Source organism: Rhodococcus erythropolis R138 (genome assembly GCF_000696675.2).
In the GTDB taxonomy this organism is placed as follows: domain Bacteria; phylum Actinomycetota; class Actinomycetes; order Mycobacteriales; family Mycobacteriaceae; genus Rhodococcus_F; species Rhodococcus_F erythropolis.
In genome coordinates this window covers 2,011,711-2,032,373 of sequence record NZ_CP007255.1, presented here as the reverse complement: position 1 = coordinate 2,032,373, position 20,663 = coordinate 2,011,711, and the positions used below count along the sequence as shown (strand labels likewise).

Here is a 20,663-nt window from a genome sequence, read left to right as displayed (position 1 = left end):
CGTGCCCGACGGTCCACCGCCTCGTGGAATGGGCGTGTAGATCTCCATCGGACCTCGTGTGCGGTGCGGGCAGTACTGTCCGCCGAAACTCGAGGTCTCGTGAGGTGTACCCGTCTGCCGGCAGTGGCCATCAATGCATTGGCAATCTGGAGAAACTCCGTGACAACAACATTCACTTCGACCGTGCTGGGCTCACCGCGCATCGGTCCTCATCGAGAACTCAAGCGGGCAACCGAAAGCTACTGGGCAGGGCGCATCGACGCCGACGCCCTGCAGGCTGGCGCCCGTGACCTCCGTCGGCAGGGCTTGGCCGACCTCCGTGACCTGGGCCTCGACTCCATCCCGGTCAATACCTTCTCCTTCTACGACCAGATGCTCGACACCGCAGTTCTTCTCGGCGCGCTGCCCGACCGCGTCGCGTCGGTCGCCGATCCGTTGGACCGCTACTTTGCCGCTGCCCGTGGGACGGACACCATCGCGCCACTCGAAATGACGAAGTGGTTCGACACCAACTACCACTACCTGGTGCCGGAGATTTCACCGTCCACCACGTTCGCACTCGACCCGTCCAAGGTCTTGTCCGAACTGGCAGAAGCACTTTCCGACGGCATTGCAGCCCGCCCGGTCGTCATCGGACCGGTCACCTTCCTGCTGCTCTCGAAGGCTGTCGGCACAGACGAGCCGCTGCTCTCGCGGCTCGACGAACTACTCCCCCTCTACGCGGATCTACTCGGTCGGCTCGCGAAGGCCGGTGCGAGCTGGATTCAGCTCGACGAACCCGCCCTCGTGGGCGATCGCACCGACGAGGAAATCGAAGCGGCACGCGCTGCGTACGAACAGCTTTCAGCGCTGCCTAAGCGGCCGTCGATCCTGTTGGCGTCGTACTTCGGTTCGCTGCGTGACGCGTTGCCCGCGCTTGCGTCCACCGGCGTCGAAGGATTTGCCGTCGACCTGGTGGCCGGTCAGGATTCGATCGGCTCCGTACCTGAACTCGCCCGCAAACTAATCGTCGCCGGAGTGGTCGACGGACGAAACATCTGGCGGTCCGATCTGGACTCGGCACTGAGCACTTTGGGTGCCTTGTTCGGCAGCGTGGACACGCTTGCCGTCTCCACGTCGTGCTCCCTGCTGCACGTTCCGTACACACTCGACGCTGAGTCCGATGTCGACAAGGCCCTGCGCTCGTGGCTCGCGTTCGGCACCGAGAAGGTCAAGGAAGTAGTAACTCTCGCAACCGCTCTCACACAGGGCCGAGAGTCGGTGGAGGACGAGTTCGCTCTGGCACGAGCGGCCGCGTCGACCCGCAAGGACGATCGCAGACTCAATGATGCGAGTGTTCGAGGCCGTCTGGACGCGGTGCTGAACTCGGCGACCGGTCGCGCGCCCGCCGCCGAACGTCGCGCTGCCCAGGACGAGCTGCTTTCTCTGCCGCCGCTGCCCACGACGACCATCGGTTCGTACCCGCAAACCTCGAAGATCCGCATCGCTCGCGCAGCGCTGCGCAAGGGCGAGATCGACGAAGCCGAGTACGTCAACCGTATGCGCGCCGAAATTGCCGAAGTTGTTGCGCTCCAGGAAAAGCTGGACCTGGACGTGCTTGTGCACGGTGAGCCGGAACGCAACGACATGGTCCAGTACTTCGCGGAGCAGTTGGACGGATTCTTCGCCACCGCCAACGGTTGGGTCCAGTCGTACGGCACCCGCTGCGTGCGTCCGCCGATTCTGTACGGCGACGTCTCGCGCGCGAAGCAGATGACCGTCGACTGGATCACGTACGCACAGTCCCTGACCGACAAGCCGGTCAAGGGCATGCTCACCGGACCCGTCACCATTCTGGCCTGGTCGTTCGTCCGCGACGACCAACCCCTCGCCGACTCGGCAAATCAAGTCGCACTGGCCATTCGAGACGAGACCGTCGATCTGCAGGCCGCCGGAATCGGAATCATCCAGGTCGACGAACCGGCTCTGCGAGAACTACTCCCACTGCGTGCCGAGGATCAGCGCGCCTACCTGGACTGGTCGGTCGGCGCCTTCCGGTTGGCCACCTCGGGCGTCGCGGATTCCACCGCGATCCACACGCACCTGTGCTACTCCGAGTTCGGAGCGGTGATCGGCGCCATCGCCGGCCTCGACGCGGACGTCACGTCCATCGAGGCGGCACGCTCACACATGGAGGTCCTCGACGATCTCAGTTCGGTCGGGTTCGATCTCGGCGTCGGCCCCGGTGTTTACGACATCCACTCGCCGCGGGTGCCGAGCGTCGACGAAATTGCCGAATCACTGCGTGAGGCACTCAAAGCTGTTCCGGTCGAGCGGTTGTGGGTCAATCCGGACTGCGGATTGAAGACACGGGGGCCGATCGAGGTCGAAGCGTCGCTTCGTAACCTCGTCGAAGCCGCGAAGGTGGTACGAGCGGAGCTTTAGGGGCGAAGCCCCGGTGCGCCTTTTTGGTGGTGGGCACTACCAAAAAGGCGCACGGGGGGTCAGCTCAACCACGTGTTGCCGAAGAGCAGAATCCCGTCCGCACTCGGCATCACTCCGTGCACGTTCTCGCGCCACGGGATGAAAACCTTGCCGGAGTTGACCACGGCCATCGGCGCCGTCTCGTTGACCACGGTCTGAATATCGTCGATGACGGCTCGCCGCTCATCCTCGCCCGACGCTGTTTGCAACTTGCCGAGCAACTCGTCCATCCGAGCGTTCTTGTAGCCGAGAATGTTCGACGGCGATTCGCTGAACAGGTTGCCGTACATACGCACGAACGGTGACTCTTCCAGCACGTTGAACGCGAAGTAGGACACGTCGTAGTCATGCTTCGCGTACAGCATGGAAATCAGATCGTTGATGCTGGTTGCGTAGGTGATGTCGACCGTGAAACCCACTGCCTGCAAGAGCGACTGAAACGTCAGTGCGCTGCGCTGCGTCGCCGGATCGTTCATACCGACGTACGTCAGTTTTCCGTCGTAACCGTCGGCCTTCGCCTCGGCGAGATACTTCTTCGCCGCCTCGGGGTCGAAGCCGTTCCCGGCCACCGATCCGTGCCACTGCGACCACGACGCGAACATGTCGGTGCCGGGTTCGCCGAAGCCGCCCTGAACTCGCTCGTTGAACGTAGTCGGGTCCACCGCAGCGACAATCGCCTTACGCACGCGCTCGTCCTTCGCTGCCCGATCGTCGCGCTGATTGATTGCCAGAACGCCGGCCATGCTGGCCGAGTACACAAATCCTGGATCACCGGCTTCGAAAGCCTCGTGTATGAAATCGGGAGACTTCAGATAGGCGACCTGAATTCCGTCGGTGTGCAATCCCTCGAGTTTGCTCTTCTCGTTGACGATTGCCGGAAAGCGCAACTTCTCGAGGTACGGTGCCCCGTCCCAGTACGTCGGACGGGCAGCGAGCACCAATTCGTCCTGGGAGGCGAACTTCTCGACGGTGAACGGACCTGCCCCGATCGGGGTGAACGTGCCGGTAGCCATCGACGAGGGCGCGACGATCATGCCGGGACCGGTGGTGAACATGATCGGGAACTCGTCCCACGGCTGCGCCAATGTGAAGACGACCGTACTCGGATCCGGTGAATTCGTCTCGCGCACAGTGGTCTTCCACACCAGCGCGTGAGTTCCCTTCTTCTGCAGATAGTGATCGATACTCCACAGGACTGCCGCACTGTCCATCGGAGTGCCGTCGCTGAAGGTGACGCCGTCGCGCAATTTCAGTGTCCACACCGTGTTGTCGCCGTTGGCCGACAAAGACTGCGCCAAGTGGGGAACGTATTCGCCCGCCGCCGTATCGAAGCGCATCAGAAGGTCGTAGATGGCCGCCATTTCGCTACCACCGGTAGCGCCGCCGTCCTGACGGTCAGCCGGATCGAGACTGCTGATCCCGTTGTAGGTGGCAAACGACACGGTGCCACCCGAGCGCGGCTCTCCCCCGTTGTTCTGGTCACCGACAACTCCGACCGTCACGTCCGATGCATCCGTGGTCGTACCTTGGCTGCTACCGGCGCACCCCGTCACCACCAGTGTCGCCGACGCCAGGACAACCATCCAGATTCGAGAGCGAGCTCGGTACGAGCGCTTCATTGCGACTCACTTTCACAGTTCACGGACACGTCGATCCTTGGATCGGACATCCCGGCAGTTTTGTAAGTGAATTCTAGGTAAGGACGCTCCCTTCGTCTTCGTTTTCACAAAGCTGCAGCGATGATTCGCATTCACAGCGAGAGAAACAAGAACTGAATTCTAGAGTGACATCGTTCAGCGAAGTACCAGTCCGATGACGTCTTCGACGTTCCGCTGGGCCTCTGCGAACCCGATCCGGCCACTGGTCCACAGTGCAAGGGCCGTCAACATCGTGCCGCCCATTGCCACGGCCGCAACCCGCGCCGTCTCGGCCGGAATACCGTCCATCAATTCGAACAGCATTCTCCGATGGGCAGCCGCGCGCTGATCCAACGACTCGATCACGAACTGATCCGAGGACGAATGGAGTTCGATCTCGAGTCGAGCGAAGTGAGGCCTACGCTCGAATGCCTTCATCTCGCGGCGATGAAGTGCCAGAACCCGTTCGTACGCGTTGCTCTCTTCGCCGCCTGTTCGCGACTCCTCAGGACGACGAGCCGATTCGAGCCCGCTCCACGCCGTCATCGCCGCAGCAAGAAGTTGCTGTTTGGTCGGAAAGTAGCGATAGAGAGTGCCTAGCGCCACGCCTGAACGCTCCGACACTTCTTTCATCTGGATTCGATCCGACGGCATCTCTGCAAGCATCTCGACCACCGCCGTGGTCAATCGTCGTCTCCGCTCGAGTTGCCCCACCGACATGAGGTCGGTATCCAGGGGAAACTCGTCGCTGCGCACAGTCACGCGCGTCACGATAGTTCAGAACCTCGACCGCAGTGCCAGGTTGCGAAGTTTCATCAGAACCCCGAAATCTAGTACATAGATTAATCACCTGCCGATCGCGCTAGGGTTAGTCCATGAATGACCGGACAACCGATGACCAGTCAACCGTCGGCGAACTCAATTTCTGGTCGTTCATCGAACTGGCCAACAAAAAGCTGGCCACCGAACACGGCTTTCGCGATCAGCTCGCCACCGAGGTTCTCCTGACGCTCAACCGAGCCTCCAACGTCGTCACGTACGATCTCGAGTCGTCGATCCACCGCCCTCGAGGCTGGTCATGGTCCTCCTTCCGACTGTTGTTCGTCACCTGGCTGGCCGGTCCGATCGAGCCGAAGGCAGCCGCCGAGCTCACCGGAATGAGTAGGGCAGCGGTCTCCAATCTGTCCAAGTCGCTGCTGGCAGACGGATTGATCGATCGTCGGCCCACCGAGAACGACGGCCGTTCGGTCCAGCTGTACCTGACCGACAAAGGCCGAGAAGCCATGGTCGAAGCGTTTCGCGAGCAGAACGAACGCGAACACGCCTGGGTCAGCGTCCTGAGCGAGGCCGAACAGCGAATTCTTGTCATGCTCCTGGACAAACTGATCACCAACCGCAGCCAGTTCGACGTACGCGGACGTAACTGACATAGACCCGAACCCCCTTGAAGGGTTGCGCCCATCACATCATTTTAGTTAATGTATTTACTATCTGGTGGAGGTGAGCCAGGCAGAACAGCACAGAAGGAGCCCCGTCATGGCGTTCTATCGACAACTCGGCAACATCCCACCGAAGCGTCACACCCAACACCGTGACGAGTCCGGCAACCTCTACTACGAAGAACTGATGGGAGAGGAAGGTTTCTCCTCGGATTCTTCGTTGCTCTACCACCGCGAGATCCCGTCGGCCATCGTCGACGCAACGGTCTGGGAACTGCGCGATCAGAGCACAACCCCCAACCATCCCCTCAAACTGCGCCATCTGAAACTCCACACGCTGTTTCCCGAAAGCACCTGGAACGAGACCGACGTGGTAACCGGCCGTCGTCTCATCCTCGGAAATGCCGACGTGCGACTGTCCTACGTCGTTGCGGCGGCGCCATCTCCCCTGTACCGCAATGCAATCGGCGACGAGATGGTCTACATCGAATCTGGCGAGGCGACCGTCGAGACTGTCTTCGGCACACTCGAGGCCTGTGAAGGTGACTACGTCCTGATCCCGATGTCCACAACGCATCGATGGATCCCCAAGGGTGACAAACCACTTCGTGCCTACGCCATCGAAGCGAACAGTCACATCGTCCCGCCCAAGCGCTATCTTTCCCGCTTCGGCCAGCTACTCGAGAACGCACCGTTCTGTGAACGAGACCTGCACGGACCGACCGCGCCCATGATCGCCGAAGGCACCGACATCGAGGTACTGGTCAAGCACCGCACGTCGGCGGGCATCGTCGGCACCCGAATGGTTTATCCCACGCACCCTTTCGATGTCGTCGGTTGGGACGGATGCCTGTACCCGTACACCTTCAACATCTCCGACTACGAGCCGATCACGGGCCGTGTTCACCAGCCGCCGCCCGCGCACCAGGCATTCGAGGGGAACAACTTCGTGATCTGCAACTTCGTGCCCCGCAAGGTCGACTACCACCCCCTGTCGATCCCCGTGCCGTACTACCACTCGAACGTCGACTCGGACGAGATCATGTTCTACTGCGGCGGTGACTACGAGGCACGCAAGGGTTCCGGCATCGGGCAGGGTTCGATATCGATTCATCCCGGCGGCCACGCCCACGGCCCACAACCCGGCGCGTACGAGCGAAGCATCGGCGCCGAGTTCTTCGACGAGCTGGCCGTGATGGTCGATACGTTCCGGCCCCTCGAATTGGGTGAGGGAGCCTTGGCCTGTGAAGACGAAGCGTACGCCTGGAGTTGGGCAGGGCGGGGGCCTCAGCAATGACGATCATCTCCCCACTCCTGCGCGGCCTGTGCGACGACGCAGCACTCTTCCCACCCGGCAATGCTCCTCTCGCCGAGGCAGTTCCGGCCCACGCGGCCTACCAGCAGGCGGACTATGACGCACTGGTCGGGCCCTTCGTCTTTCCCGCGCCGCGATTGAGCGAACTGGCCGCGTACGTTTCAGCTGACAACCCGGTGACGCTGAGTCTGACTGTGCCGGCCGGTCCAGCCGATACGGCGGCGGCACTGTCGAACGCGCTCGCTATCCCCGGTGTCAGCGTCGCCGCCGTCGAAGTGGGAATTCCTGACGGGTTGGACGCCGAAGCCGCCTTCGAGGAACTCGCTCCCGTCCATGCCGCTCATCCCGACCTGGACATTTTTGTCGAGGTACCCCGCGGTGATCGACGCGTGGACTTTCTGACGGCGCTCGAAACCGCCGGGTATTCCGCGAAGTTTCGCACCGGAGGAATTGTCGCCGAAGCGTACCCGGACGAGGACGAGCTCGCCGACGCCGTGATATCCGTTGTCCGAGCGGGCATCCCGTTCAAGGCGACCGCGGGACTGCATCACGGCGTGCGCAATACCGATCCGGAGACAGGTTTCGAGCAGCACGGCTTCCTCAACATCATGGTGGCCGTCAACGCTGTGAGGCGGGGCGCCGACCGCTCGGAAGTTGTTGCTGCTCTGGCGCAACGCGATGGCGAATCGATCGCGCAAGCCCTGGCCGAACTGACCGCGGACGAGGCCGGCGAGGTGCGTCGCCGCTTCCTCTCGTTCGGGACCTGTAGCATTTCGGACCCTCTCACCGAACTCGAAGGTCTCGGATTGATCGTCCGCTCCGACAAAACCGAAGGAACACTCGTATGACCGTCACGACCATCGACATTCCCGCCGACTCGTTGTTCGGGATCGACAATCTGCCATACGGCATCTTCTCCCCCGCCGGAGGATCACCGCGTGTTGGTGTTCGGGTCGCCGACTCGGTGGTCGATCTCGCAGCGACACTGGGAGATTCCGTCTTCGCCGAACCGACTCTGAATGCGTTCATGGCGCTGGGCCGGGATCAGTGGGTATCGGTGCGTAATCGGATCACGGATCTAGTGACCGGCGAAATAGACTCGGACGCAGTGTTTCCCGTCGACTCAGTCACAATGCACTTACCGATCGCGGTGGCCGACTACGTGGATTTCTACGCGTCGGAAAATCATGCGACCAACCTCGGACGCCTGTTCCGACCCGACGCTGCCCCCTTGATGCCGAACTGGAAGCACCTTCCGGTCGGATACCACGGGCGCTCGAGCACCATCGTCGTCTCCGGCACCGATATCGTTCGCCCCTGCGGACAGCGCAAGTCACCCGATCAGGAGAACCCGGATTTCGGACCGTCCCGCCGCCTCGACATCGAGGCCGAAATGGGCTTCATCGTCGGAACTCCCTCGAAGATGGGCGATTCCATCACCCCGGACGACTTTGCCGAGCACGTCTTCGGCGCCGTCGTCGTGAACGACTGGTCCGCCCGGGACATCCAGGCGTGGGAATACGTCCCTCTCGGCCCGAATCTCGGGAAGAGCTTCGCGACGTCCATTTCTGCGTGGGTTGTTCCGTTGCTCGCGCTCGAAGCTGCCCGAATCGATACGCCGGTGCAGGACCCCGAACCTCTCTCTTACCTGCGCGGCGAGGAGAAGTGGGGGTTGGACATCGACCTGGCCGTCGATTGGAACGGTCACGTCGTCTCCCGGCCGCCCTACGCCCAAATGTACTGGTCGCCGGCGCAGATGCTCGCGCACACCACTATCAACGGCGCAGCAGCGAGCACCGGCGATCTCTTTGCATCCGGAACCATTTCCGGACCGGACAAGGATCAGCGCGGCGCCTTCATCGAACTGACCTGGGGTGGCAAGGAACCCGTGACCGTGGGCTCCGAGACTCGAACCTTTCTCGAAGACGGCGACACCATCGCCATCTCAGCCACCGCTCCCGGCGTCGGGGGATCACGAATCGGCTTCGGGGATGTTCACGCTCGGATCCTGCCGGCAACGCAAACCGAAAGATAACGATTGACAACTGTTTGATTCACGCTGATCTGATGTCCGGAATTCCTTGCCTCACGATTCTCCGAAGATAAGCTGGACTAACCATCCAGAGCGATCGAGAGTCCTGGCTCCGTGACGTCGCAGCAACCCCCTCTGCTGAGGTGCGGGTGCTTTCTGCCAGGTCCGATGGAGGACTCGTGCCAGGCGATCGACCCCGTACCTCAGTGGGGACAGCAGCTGTCGTCGTGATCGTGGGCGGTGGCCCCCGCGGGACCGGCGTACTCGAGCGAATCCTCGCTCACGAATCGGTGAACGCCGATCCCGTACCGATCGACATTCACGTCGTGGACCCGTATCCGGCAGGCGCCGGCCGCATTTGGCGAGGCAGCCAGGCGCCGCTTCTGTGGATGAATTCGACAACCGCGGACGTCACGATGTTCACCGACGAGACCACCGCCGTGACCGGCCCGGTGCTGCCGGGTCCGACCCTCGCGGAATGGGTCGCCGAGCACTCGACTGAACTTGCCGAATTTCCCGAAATCGCGGCAGAAGTTCCGATGATCACCCCGTCGTCGTTTGCATCGAGGTCACTACAGAGCCGATACCTGAACTGGGTGTTCCAGACCGCGGTCGACTCTGCACCAGCGCACGTCGACGTTCGGGTTCATCGACGATCCGTGGTCGACATCGTGAACGTCGGCGAGATACAGACGGTTCATCTGGACGACGGAGTTGTCATCGAAGCGACGGCCGTCCTTCTCGCGCAAGGGCACCCCGATGCGTTGGCTGCCCCGCGTGAAACCGCGCTGACCAGCTTCGCGTCCGAGCACGGGTTGACCTACGTAGGTCCGGGATACACCGCCGACCTCGACGCCGATGTCATTCCCGAACGCGAACCGGTTCTGATCGCCGGGCTCGGGCTGGCTTTCATCGACTGGATGGTTCTCCTCGCCGAGAGCCGCGGCGGCGTCTTCGAACGCGGTGAGGACGGCACCCTCACTTACACTCCCTCGGGTCGGGAACCTCTGTTGTACGCCGGATCTCGTCGAGGCGTGCCGTACCACTCCAAGATTTCGTACTCGATCGCCGACGCGCGGCCACCGCTACCCCGGTTCTTCACCGCTGATCTTGTGCCCGGCGACGGGCCGTTGGATTTCCGAAACGACATCTGGCCGCTGGCGTCGAAAGAATTGGCAGGCGCCCACTATCACGAACTGTTCGCGTCGCACCCGGATCGGACGGTGGGCACCTGGGAGGAGTTCGACGCCGAATTCGCCTCGCTGGCTTGGGGATCGTCTCGATTGCAGGAACTGGTCGAGAACGCAGTTCCGAAGCCGGAAGACCGTATCGATCTCGAGCGACTGAACCGCCCACTCGGCGGTGAGCGCTACGACGGACTTGCCGAGGTCCAATCCCGGATCAACGAATACATCTCGGCAGACGTCGCGCGGAGGTCGGACCCGTATTTCAGCGCCGACGCCGCTGTCTTCTCAGCGCTGCTGTCGACGTACATGACTGTCGGAGAATTGCTGCGGCGCGGCAGAATCCCGGCCGAATCCGTCGCCAAGGACGTCGAGGGTTGGCTTCATTCGTTCTTCAGCTTCATCGCCAGTGGTCCGCCACCCGAGCGACTGGAACAGTTGATCGCGCTCAACGAGGCCGGCATCGTCCAGTTCCTCGGGCCGGATTCGGCGTTCTCCACCGAAATCGACCCGGTAACGGGGGCTGGGATCTTTGTCGCTCGTAGTGCGTCGCACACCGACATCGTGGCCGCGAACACCCTCGTCGAAGCACGCTTGCCGGTTGCGTCCATCAGCGCGAGCGGTGACTCGCTCCTGCGGACGCTTCACGGTCGGGGGGAGGCAGTCGAACTTCGTGCGACCGTCGACAGTTCGGCGAAGCTCGCCGTCGACGGTACTTCACGAATTCTCGACCAGGACAACACAGCTCATCCTCGCCGCTTCGCGGCCGGGCCGTGGGTTGCAGGCCACAACTGGTCGGCGGCTTTCCCTCGTCCCCGTACCAATGCGGGGTTTTTCCGGCACAACGACGCCCTGGCGGCGGAGATTTTGGGCGCTGCGCGCCTGTGAGCGGTTAGGGAGTCCAGAGACTCCCTAACCGCTCACAGGGGCTGTGCCCCTCCTAGCTGAACACCAACTCACCCTCGTCAACCGCGACGGTGATGCTGCCGCCCTCTTCGAGGAGATCATCGAGCAGCATGTCGGCGATCTTGTCGTCGACCACACGCTGAATCGAACGACGCAACGGGCGAGCCCCGAACTCGGGTTGATGCCCGTGCTCGGCAATCCAGTCCACTGCGTCGGCGGTGAACTCGATGTCGATGCCCTTGGACTGCAACCGCTTCCGGCTGTCGTCGAGCAACAGATCAGTGATCCGGTGCAGTTGCTCGGTGTCGAGCTTGCGGAAGATCACTATCTCGTCGATGCGGTTGAGGAACTCCGGCCGCATCGATTCGCGCAACCTGGCCATCACGCGGTCGCGCAGTGGCTTCTCCGCCGACTCTGCATCACCTGTGGTGAAGCCCAGTCCACCGGACTTGCTCGAAATGATGTCCGAGCCGAGATTGCTGGTCATGATCACGACGGTGTTCTTGAAGTCCACCGTCCGACCCTGGCCGTCGGTCAGACGCCCGTCATCGAGCACCTGGAGCAAGGTGTTGAACACGTCCGGGTGTGCCTTCTCGATCTCGTCGAGCAGGATCACCGAGTACGGGTTACGACGCACCTGTTCCGTGAGCTGTCCGGCCTCGCCGTAGCCGACATATCCGGGAGGAGCACCGACCAATCGGCTTACCGTATGCCTCTCACCGAACTCACTCATGTCGAAGCGCAGCATCTTGTTCTCGTCACCGAAGAGTGTGGCAGCCAGAGCTTTTGCGAGCTCCGTCTTGCCGACACCGGTAGGTCCGAGGAACAGGAAGCTACCGACGGGACGATCCGGATCGCTCATACCGGTCCGGCTACGACGCACCGCACGCGCGATTGCGCGAACGGCGTCATCTTGCCCGATGACACGACCGTGCAGTTCCTCTTCCAGACGGCGCAGGCGATCTTTCTCTGCTTGAGTCATCTGGCTGGCCGGAATACCCGTGGCACGGGCGACAACCTGGGCGATCTGTTCAGCAGTCACATCCGGAGTTTCCTCGGAAGGAACCGAGGATCCTGCCTTCTCGAGACGCTTTGCGACGCCGTTGATCTCGTCACGCAGGGTCGACGCCTTCTCGTACAATTCATCGGCGACGGCTTTCTCCTTGTCGCTCTCGAGCTGCTCGAGACGTTGCTGCAGTGCAGCGGTGTCCACGGTGGCCGTCTTCAACCGAAGCCTGGCGCCGGCCTGGTCGATCAAGTCGATTGCCTTGTCCGGCAAGAACCTGTCGCCGATGTAACGTGCCGACAGCTCCACCGCAGCGGTGATCGCCTCGTCGGTGTAGTGCACCTTGTGGTGATCCTCGTACCGACTGCGCAGTCCGCTCAAGATCGCGATCGCGTCCTCGATCGACGGCTCCCCGACCTGTACGGGCTGGAAGCGCCGCTCGAGCGCGGGATCCTTCTCGATGTTCTTGCGGTATTCGTCGAGCGTGGTGGCGCCGACGATGTGCAGTTCACCGCGAGCGAGCTTGGGCTTGAGGATGTTTCCGGCATCCATCGCACCTTCGGCGCCGCCTCCGGCACCGGCGATGGTGTGCATCTCGTCGATGAAGACGATCAGCTCGTCCTTGTGTGCGGTGATCTCGTCGATCACCTTGGTCAGCCGTTCCTCGAAGTCTCCGCGGTAGCGAGTACCCGAGACCATGCTCGAGAGTTCGAGCTGGACTATCCTCTTGCCCACCAACGATTCCGGGACATCCCCGTCGACGATGCGCTGGGCGAGACCTTCGACGATGGCAGTCTTGCCGACGCCGGCCTCACCCACCAGGACGGGGTTGTTCTTGGTGCGGCGGGAGAGGATCTCGATGGTCTGTTCGATCTCGTCGGCGCGGCCGATCACCGGATCGACGCCGCCGTTGCGTGCGCGATCGGTGAGATCGACGCCGTACTTGTCGAGCGTCGGTGTGGTGGACTCGTCTTCGACTGGACCGGCTGCAGGATTCTGAACCGCTGCCTGCAGCTTCTCCGGCGTGATGCCGGCCGAAGCGAGCAGACGACCCGGAACATGATCGGGGTCACCAGCCAATGCGATGAAGAGGTGTTCGGGATCGATGTACGTCGATCCCAGGGCTCGGGCCAGTTGATGAGCCTCGAGTAGAGCGGTTTTCACGGCGCTGCTGAGCGCAGGAGCAGAGTAGGCCCCCTGCTCACGGCCTTGTGGCAGCCGCAGGTCGACGGCGTCGACCACGGATTTCGGGTCGGCTCCGGCGCGCTGCATGAGCGTGCGGACCGGATCCTGCTCCGCCATGACGCGGAGAACGTGCAGTGCATCGAGATCCGAATCACCGCGAGCAGCCGCTACACGTGCAGCGTCAGCCATGAGTTGCTGGGTGGCCCTGCTCATGAGCCGGGAAATATCGATGCGACCGGGACCCTCGGGCCCGAAGAATGCTGGCATTCCGAAGCCTCCTTGCAGAAAGTTGAGCGTTACTGACTCAATTAACGTGCATGGGGCTCGATCAATTCCCGCGGGCTCAGATTTGTTTCAACACCTTCGGGCCACAGATCGTTCTCAACTACCGAAGGATCCGGTAGATCGACCGACCGGGTACGCCTCGACGTGCATGATCACCGATCCCTCGCAGGGACCACTCGCGATGTCGGTACGCCACGAACCTTTCAGACTGCCATCGGGCTGAGGTGTGTAATACGCCTCGGAGTGCGCCGGTGCCCACACCTTGGGCACGCCTTCCCCCTGGTAGCAATCCCACTCCCAGTCATAGGGGTGCACCCAACTGGTTCCGTCCCAGGTGTATCGCGCAGGCTGCGGCAACGTCGGATTGGCGGGAGCCGGACCGCCGACCACTGTGGCGATACAGACTCCGCTCGAGCAATCCGTCTCGAACGTGTATGTATCGGAGAAATCCGGCTCCCACTGGCTGGCGGCCAGACTTGTGCCCGTCTTGGTCGCGGCGAAACGCTTGAGCGAGTAATCACCGGACCAGTTCGCATCCGCAGCCCCCGCGGGCATCGCTCCGGCGACAAACCACGTAGCAACGAGAGCAACCACCAACAATGACTTTCGCATGCGTGAAGTGAATCACAAGCTATGTCCGAATTGTCGGATACTGACCACAAGAACACCGACGACGATCAGCACCAGCGAAACCAACGGCAACGCTCCCGCACCCCTGTCCGCCAAGATCAGCCCGCCCACGACGCCGCCCGCTGCGATCGCCGCATTGAAGATCGTCACGAAAACCGATTGCGCAGTGTCCACAGCGTCGCCCGTCGTGTCGGCGAGCGCAGTCTGAAGGACAGTGGGAGCGCCTCCGAATGCCACGCCCCATACCGCAACGCTGAGTGCGATCACTGCGAAGCTGTCACCGCCGACGCCCAACGCCGTCAAAGCTGCGGCAAAGACCACCAAGCTCAGCACGGTGAGACTTCGAAGGGCCCGGTCGACAAACACCCCGACCACACCGATGCCCACGAAGGCGAAAAGTCCGAACACGAACAAAACGATTCCCAACCGATCGCCGAAACCGATGCGATCCAGAAACGCCGCCAGATACGTGTACACGATGTTGTGCGCGAAGATCCACAAGAACGCGACAAACAGAATCGGTCGTACGCCCGGCAGGACCAGGACTTTCCGCACCGACAGCTGCCGATCCGCTTGTTGCCCGGGAAAGTCCGGCATCACCGTGAGTATCCACACGACCAGAAGTAGCGCAGCAACCGACATCACGGCGAAGACTACGCGCCAATCGGCCAGGGTCCCGAGCCACGCACCCATCGGAACGCCGATTGCCAGCGCGATCGGCTGTCCGACGGAGGCAACCGCAACGGCCCGCCCCTGCAGACGAGGGGGCGCCATCCTGCGTGCGTACCCAGCAAGCAACCCCCACACCACACCTGCTGCCATGCCCGCCAGAAACCGAACACCCAAGGTGAGAACAAGATTCGACGACAGCGCTGTCACCAGATTGAAGACACCGAATCCAACAGTCGCCGACACCAGGACAGCACGTCGTCGCAATCCTCGGGTCAATGCGATCAGTGGTACCGCCCCGACGACAGAGCCCAACGCGTATGCAGTGACCAATTGCCCGGCACCGGAGACAGATACGGACAGTCCTGACCCGATCTGCACCAGTAGTCCGGCCGGCATGGTTTCGGTTGTGATCGCTATGAAGCCTGCCATTGCGAGTGCCGACAACCCGGCCAGCGGTAGCGTCCGGACGGAATCGGTCTCCGCCAGTGCCGAAGTCGCAGTCCCGTCCGAGTTCGCGCTCACCTCGTCGGTGTTTCGGGACTGCCTTCACCCGACTGGCCGGAACGGACCAGTTCTGCAATCGACGCCCAGTCCATCTCGCCCTGACCGTTCGCCAGAGCCTGAGCGAGCACGCCTCGAAGTACGCCGCCGAACGGCAAATCCAGATCGACGCTGTCGGCGGCGTCGAGCGCAAGCCTCAAATCCTTGAGGCCCAGAGCGGTGGTGAATCCTGCAGGCTCGTACTGACGCGTCGCGACGAGGTTTCCGTAGCTGGAGTAGACCGGCCCCGGGAAGATCGTCGAGGTCAGCAGTTCTACGAGTTGACTTCCGTCCACACCTGACCTCTCCCCCAATGTGATTGCCTCACCCAAGGATTGAATCGCGGCAAGGATGAGGTAGTTGCCGATGATCTTGACGATGTTGGCCTGCTCCGGACGCTCACCTTGTGGCCACGTGCGAGACCCGATGACGTCGAGGAAGGGTTGCACTCGCTCGAGGAGGGAACTGTCGCCGCCGGCGATGATGTTCAACTGGCCAGCCTGAGCAACAGAAACGCGTCCGAATACCGGCGCCGCGATGTACCCGATGCCGTACTCGGCGTGCAGTGCGGCGGCGCGCTTGGCAAGGCCGACGCTGACGGTGGCCATGTTGACGTGCACGGTTCCAGTCGGAACGGATGCGAGTACGGCGGGATCCAGAATGGCCGCAGACACGGCCGAATCATCCGCCAACATCGACAGCACAACACCGGACTGGAATGCCTCGGCAACGGTTTTCGCGCCGGTCGCCCCTTCCGCGACCAATTCGGCTACCGCTTCAGGGCTGCGATTCCACACCGTCACGTCGAAGCCTGCACCCATCAGATTTCGAGCGATGGGACGACCCATCGCACCCAAACCGACCACGGAAACAGAAGTCATGGATTTCCCTCTCGAAAATGCTGAACCATCTAAGACGGTTCAACACTCTCACACAGGTACAGTTGCTGTCGAACCGGTTGAGATGGTTCGCTACAAAGGAGGATGAAAGTGAACGAAGCAGGAGCTGATCAATCCGCTCGGGACGTGTTTCGACTCGACAACGACACGCTCGCCTTCCGCTTCACCGCCACCCTCACCAATCGGAACGGCTCGAGGTTCGAACGACTCACGAGCCCGCAGCGACTCGAATTATGGTTACGCGCCAACGATCTGATGGACACCCCAGCAACCGCGACAGAAGACGACCTCCGCGGCGCGCAGGATTTACGTGAGGCCATTCATCGCATCGGAACCGCCGTATGCGAGGACCGCCGCGCCTCACGCGCCGATGTCGGGATCGTCAACACCGCATCCGAACTCGGTGATGCCCACCTCGTCCTCGAGAGTGGCCGGGCCCTCTGGAAATCAGCCGGACACAATCCGATCCGCGACGCTTTGTCGATAGTGGCTGCCGACGCGATCGCGGTGCTCGGTGGACCCGACCACGACCGCGTCAAAGCCTGCCAGGGCGACGGGTGCACCGGCCTCTACGTCGACACCAGCCGCGGCAACAACCGACGCTGGTGCTCGATGAACATCTGCGGAAACAAAGCCAAGAAATCCGCGATGACCGCTCGCGCCGACTAGCTCATCTCACCTTCACCGCGACTCCATTTCGCCGCCACTCGGTTCCACAGCTTCTCGATCGGCGTCGACAGCAGGAGAAGAAACAGCGGGAAGTACGACGTCACCGGAACGAGCACACTGACGAGCAGCGCCACCACCATGATCAGGAAAGTGACGATTTCAGCGGTGAAATGCGGCTTCGCATTCTCTTCGCTCAACGAAGGGTTGCGAACCAGACCCCACGCGACCACCGCCAGGCACGCAGCACTGGCTGCCATTGTCCCGATGTAGAGAGCCCTGGTTCCGAGATCCTGCGACGGCGCTGCAACGAGCGCAGTCGGGAACGGCAAGAACACGATGGTCATCACCCACAACCCCAGCCCGCGCACAACCACCTTGTCTCCGTCGACCACGAAACGAAGCAGCCGATGCTGCGACCACCAGAGACGGAAGATCACCAGAAAGCTCAGGGCGAACGAATAGAACTGCGCAGCGTGATCGCGCAGGAGTTCCGACGTGGTGCCGTGGTGGTCACTGGTGAGTTCGACCAGCGGCAGGACGAGCAGCGTGATCGCAATGGCGACAATCGCGTCGACGAAAGTGACGTAGCGCTCGAAGTAGCGGGTGCGTTCCGCAATCTCAGCCATTGCGGAAGCATAAGCCTCACAACAAGAAACAGACCGGCGACGCCACTTTGCGGGAGGCGGTATCCCGAAACATACAATTAACGAATCAAATTCGTTATACCTCTTGACCGAGGCAGGGCCCATCCCCATACTTAACGAATCACATTCATTAAGTGACTCGCATCACGCCATCAGGGGTCGGTTCCGCCACCCCCTTCAGGACATGGGGTTGCCCTAGTGCCAATCAACGCTTCTGTGATTACGCAGTCCGACCGGGTTCCACTCACCGCCAACCGCGGTATTGCCGTCTTCAGCATCGGTGTCATGGGATTCATCACCGCGAACCTCATCCCCCTGATGATCGTGGCAATGGTCGAGGACCTCGGTGTCACCGAATCCGCCGCCGGTGCCGTCCTGACCGCATCGCTGCTGGTCTGCGCGTTCACCTGCCTCGCCACCACTCGTATCGCATCGGGTCGGCATCGTCATCTCCTCGGCCGCGTCAGCCTGATGGCAATGGCAGCCGCATTCGGCGTTGCGGCCATCGCACCGTCCACGATGATCGCGTGTACCGCGATCATCGTCGGCGGCATCGGCGCTGGCGGATCTGCATCCGTTGGTGGAGCGGCACTGGCCGCGCTCACGAACCCGGACCGGGCGTCAAGCATCAGCGGCCTCGTGAACCGTGTCGTCGTCACCCCGTCCTCGCTCTCATACCCATCCTCGGCACACACATGACCAACGCATTCGGCATCGTCGCAGTCCTGGCACTGGCTACCGCAGCAACGGTCACCTGGTTGCCGTCATCCCCGGTGAAAGAGTCGCCGGAGACGGCGAAGTCCGCCAAGACGACCACCACTCTCCCCGCCGGGGTAAGCGCGAAACGACTCACTTTTGCCGGAACCGCATTTCTCGCGATGCTTGCAGTCTGGGCGATCAGCGAAGACTCACTGTGGGCAGTACTCGGCATCATGGGTTCCGAGCACGCCGGACTCTCGGATCAACAAATGAGTCTCGCGCTGAGCGCATCAACGGCGGGTGGCGTGCTCGCGGCTGTTACTTTGACCGCGTTGGGTTCTCGGGTCAGTCGGACAGTATCGATCTCCGTGCTACTGATACTCGGGGCAATCCTGAAGCTGTCTGCCAGCCTCACCACCGATCCCACGATCTACCTGGTACTGGTCATCGCCTGGAACACTGTCTACGCGGCCACGTTCATCGTCTTGGTTGCCATCTCGGCCGCGCTCGACGCCGCCGGCCGATGGTCGGCCCCACTACTGGGCACCTACCTCATCGGCTCCGCGTTCGCGCCGCTGTTCGGCACTTCGGTGACGGCCAGCCTCGGGTATCCGACCTTCGGAGTCATCATCTCCGGGATCAGCTTCGTTCTATTAGTCCCGTTCGCCTTGGTTTCCCGACTCTCCGCACGTACCGAGGGTGCGTATCGTCACCACAGCGCCGCCATCACTACTACCGTCATCGCGTAAGGATCACGTAGAAGTCATGAATGACAGCATCACTCACTACCGCAACGGAAAGATCTTCACGGCTGCCGACGACGGATGGGCCGAATCGATAGTCGTCGAGAACCACAAGCTCAGATTCGTGGGCGAAACCGTCTATGCCGATATCCTGGCTCCCGACGCCGAGGTGATCGATCTCCAAGGCGCCGTCGTGCTACCCGGTTTCGTCGACGCCCATACACATTTGGTCATGATGGGATTCGCGCTGCAGAAGTTGGATCTGCGTGATGCCACCGATCTCGCCGACATTCAGTCCAGCATCAAGCAATTCGCGGAATCGAACCCGGACGCACCACGTCTGCTGGGTCGCAGTTGGTTGTTCTCCGCGCTGGATGGAGGGCACCCGACGCGAGAGATGATCGACGCCGTCGTGCCCGATCGCCCGGTGTACCTCGACGCCAACGACGTACATTCGGTCTGGGTGAACACTGCAGCACTGCGAGAACTCGGCATCGACGCGCACACGCCCGATCCGATCGGCGGTCGTATCGGCCGGGATCCGGACACCGGAGAAGCCACCGGAATGCTGTACGAGACCGCCATGATGCTCTACGTCTGGCCGAAACTGGCGGAGCTCGCATCCGACGAGGACCGGGACGCCGCCCTCGCGCTCGCGTTCCGCCACTATCTCGAGGACGGCGTGACCGGCGCGGTCGACATGGCTCTCGGCGCGGACGAATTAGCTTCGCTGGAAAGAGCATTGGATGCAGGAGACGGCACATTGCCGCTGCGCGTCGCGGCTCACTGGCTGATGACCCGCGAGGACAACGAGGCCGACAACGTCCGACAAGTTCACGACGTGATCGAACTCCACGAGCGCGTCCAAGGTCCGTGGCTCCGTATCGCCGGAATCAAGATCATCATCGACGGTGTGATCGACAGCTGCACTGCCGCAATGAAAGAGCCGTACTCTGACGGCACCAACGCCGAGCCCATCTGGGATCTCGAGTCCTTGATCCCCGTCGTGACAGCCGCTGACGCCGCAGGCCTGCAGATCGCGATGCACGCGATCGGCGACGAGGCGTCGGAGATCGGATTGACGGCACTCGAGTACGCGATCGCCGCCAACGGAGACATTCCCCGCAGGCACCGAATGGAACACTTGGAGTCCAACACCCGGGACAACGTCGAAAGGCTTGCCCGCCTGGGAATCATCGCCTCGATGCAACCGGTTCACGCTGACCCTGCTATCCAAGAGAACTGGCAGGCGATGCTCGGCGACTACCGGGTGAATCGCGCGTACCCCTGGCCCGAATTCACCGAGGCCGGAGCGGTTCTCGCACTGGGTTCCGACGCTCCGACTGCTCCACACCCGCCGCTGCCGAACATGTTCATCGCCACCACCCGTCGATCCGCAATCGATCCGTCGCTGGCACCCAACCTGCCGGGGTACGCACTCCCCCTCGCGGACGCGCTGGCTCACGCAACCCGCGACGCTGCCTACTCGTGCCGGTGGGAAGATGTGACCGGCCAACTGGTTCGGGGAAAAGCAGCCGATTTTGTCGTACTGAAACAAGATCCGTTCACCGAAGGGGTCGATTCTCTCCTGACCACGGAAATCGCGATGACCGTGGTTGCCGGATCCGTGCGATACGACTCCGCTCGAGCCACAAACGCCGAAGCCGTCAACACCGAAGCCCGATAGCTGATCGTTATCAGTTGTTCGATAACGC

At 62.0% G+C, this 20,663-nt stretch carries 17 protein-coding genes and 1 riboswitch; of the genes, 10 read left to right on the top strand and 7 right to left on the bottom strand.

Annotated features, from left to right (window positions below):
• Positions 1 to 159 precede the first annotated feature (159 nt).
• Complete coding sequence (gene metE, locus H351_RS09540; RefSeq protein WP_029256071.1) at positions 160 to 2,424, top strand: 5-methyltetrahydropteroyltriglutamate--homocysteine S-methyltransferase; 2,265 nt, start codon at positions 160 to 162, stop codon at positions 2,422 to 2,424.
• A gap of 59 nt (positions 2,425 to 2,483) precedes the next feature.
• Here the strand turns inward: metE and H351_RS09535 are convergent, their stop codons facing one another.
• A complete protein-coding gene (locus H351_RS09535; protein WP_020908860.1) occupies positions 2,484 to 4,082 on the bottom strand; it encodes an ABC transporter substrate-binding protein in 1,599 nt (532 codons plus the stop codon).
• A 174-nt stretch (positions 4,083 to 4,256) separates the two neighbouring features.
• Positions 4,257 to 4,871, bottom strand: a complete 615-nt coding sequence (locus H351_RS09530) for a TetR/AcrR family transcriptional regulator (RefSeq protein WP_029256072.1) — start codon at positions 4,869 to 4,871, stop codon at positions 4,257 to 4,259.
• A 104-nt stretch (positions 4,872 to 4,975) separates the two neighbouring features.
• Between H351_RS09530 and H351_RS09525 the strand changes: the two genes are divergently transcribed.
• The 5 genes from H351_RS09525 (at position 4,976) to H351_RS09505 (ending at position 10,958) form a co-directional block, all read left to right on the top strand.
• Positions 4,976 to 5,527 carry a MarR family winged helix-turn-helix transcriptional regulator gene (locus H351_RS09525; RefSeq protein WP_019745012.1) on the top strand — a complete coding sequence of 184 codons (552 nt, stop codon included), beginning with the start codon at positions 4,976 to 4,978 and terminating at the stop codon, positions 5,525 to 5,527.
• A 109-nt stretch (positions 5,528 to 5,636) separates the two neighbouring features.
• Positions 5,637 to 6,836, top strand: a complete 1,200-nt coding sequence (locus H351_RS09520; RefSeq protein ID WP_029256073.1) for a homogentisate 1,2-dioxygenase — start codon at positions 5,637 to 5,639, stop codon at positions 6,834 to 6,836.
• Complete coding sequence (locus H351_RS09515; RefSeq protein ID WP_019745014.1) at positions 6,833 to 7,702, top strand: hypothetical protein; 870 nt, start codon at positions 6,833 to 6,835, stop codon at positions 7,700 to 7,702. The genes H351_RS09520 and H351_RS09515 overlap by 4 nt, the downstream gene beginning before the upstream one ends.
• Positions 7,699 to 8,889 (top strand): fumarylacetoacetase, encoded by a 1,191-nt coding sequence (gene fahA / locus H351_RS09510; protein WP_029256074.1) that lies wholly within the window; start codon positions 7,699 to 7,701, stop codon positions 8,887 to 8,889. The genes H351_RS09515 and fahA overlap by 4 nt, the downstream gene beginning before the upstream one ends.
• A gap of 78 nt (positions 8,890 to 8,967) precedes the next feature.
• Positions 8,968 to 9,061: riboswitch (SAM riboswitch) on the top strand.
• 4 nt (positions 9,062 to 9,065) lie between these two features.
• Entirely contained in the window at positions 9,066 to 10,958 is a 1,893-nt protein-coding gene (locus H351_RS09505) for an FAD/NAD(P)-binding protein (RefSeq protein WP_244891468.1), read from the top strand.
• A gap of 52 nt (positions 10,959 to 11,010) precedes the next feature.
• Here H351_RS09505 and H351_RS09500 read toward each other — a convergent pair whose 3' ends face one another.
• The 4 genes from H351_RS09500 to H351_RS09485 form a co-directional block, all read right to left on the bottom strand.
• Positions 11,011 to 13,434: an ATP-dependent Clp protease ATP-binding subunit gene (locus tag H351_RS09500; RefSeq protein ID WP_029256076.1), complete on the bottom strand. Its 2,424-nt coding sequence runs from the start codon at positions 13,432 to 13,434 to the stop codon at positions 11,011 to 11,013.
• Between the two features lie 114 nt (positions 13,435 to 13,548).
• Entirely contained in the window at positions 13,549 to 14,064 is a 516-nt protein-coding gene (locus H351_RS09495; RefSeq protein ID WP_019745018.1) for an Rv2253 family sensor-like surface protein, read from the bottom strand.
• Between the two features lie 12 nt (positions 14,065 to 14,076).
• Positions 14,077 to 15,276 carry an MFS transporter gene (locus H351_RS09490; RefSeq protein WP_029256077.1) on the bottom strand — a complete coding sequence of 400 codons (1,200 nt, stop codon included), beginning with the start codon at positions 15,274 to 15,276 and terminating at the stop codon, positions 14,077 to 14,079.
• Positions 15,273 to 16,175 carry an NAD(P)-dependent oxidoreductase gene (locus H351_RS09485; RefSeq protein ID WP_029256078.1) on the bottom strand — a complete coding sequence of 301 codons (903 nt, stop codon included), beginning with the start codon at positions 16,173 to 16,175 and terminating at the stop codon, positions 15,273 to 15,275. The genes H351_RS09490 and H351_RS09485 overlap by 4 nt, the downstream gene beginning before the upstream one ends.
• A 102-nt stretch (positions 16,176 to 16,277) precedes the next feature.
• Here H351_RS09485 and H351_RS09480 point away from each other — a divergent pair, with 102 nt between their 5' ends.
• Positions 16,278 to 16,862: a CGNR zinc finger domain-containing protein gene (locus H351_RS09480; protein ID WP_019745021.1), complete on the top strand. Its 585-nt coding sequence runs from the start codon at positions 16,278 to 16,280 to the stop codon at positions 16,860 to 16,862.
• Here H351_RS09480 and H351_RS09475 read toward each other — a convergent pair.
• Complete coding sequence (locus tag H351_RS09475; RefSeq protein ID WP_019745022.1) at positions 16,859 to 17,488, bottom strand: TMEM175 family protein; 630 nt, start codon at positions 17,486 to 17,488, stop codon at positions 16,859 to 16,861. The genes H351_RS09480 and H351_RS09475 overlap by 4 nt on opposite strands.
• Positions 17,489 to 17,722: 234 nt before the next feature.
• On the opposite strand from H351_RS09475, the gene H351_RS32500 reads away from it, so the two are divergent.
• The 3 genes from H351_RS32500 to H351_RS09465 are packed head-to-tail and all read left to right on the top strand — an operon-like array spanning position 17,723 to position 20,635.
• Positions 17,723 to 18,205, top strand: coding sequence for a hypothetical protein (locus H351_RS32500; RefSeq protein ID WP_244891467.1), 483 nt, complete (start codon positions 17,723 to 17,725; stop codon positions 18,203 to 18,205).
• Positions 18,202 to 18,954: a hypothetical protein gene (locus H351_RS32495; RefSeq protein WP_244891466.1), complete on the top strand. Its 753-nt coding sequence runs from the start codon at positions 18,202 to 18,204 to the stop codon at positions 18,952 to 18,954. Before H351_RS32500 ends, H351_RS32495 begins: the two co-directional genes overlap by 4 nt.
• A 16-nt stretch (positions 18,955 to 18,970) precedes the next feature.
• Positions 18,971 to 20,635: an amidohydrolase gene (locus H351_RS09465; protein ID WP_029256079.1), complete on the top strand. Its 1,665-nt coding sequence runs from the start codon at positions 18,971 to 18,973 to the stop codon at positions 20,633 to 20,635.
• Positions 20,636 to 20,663 lie beyond the last annotated feature (28 nt).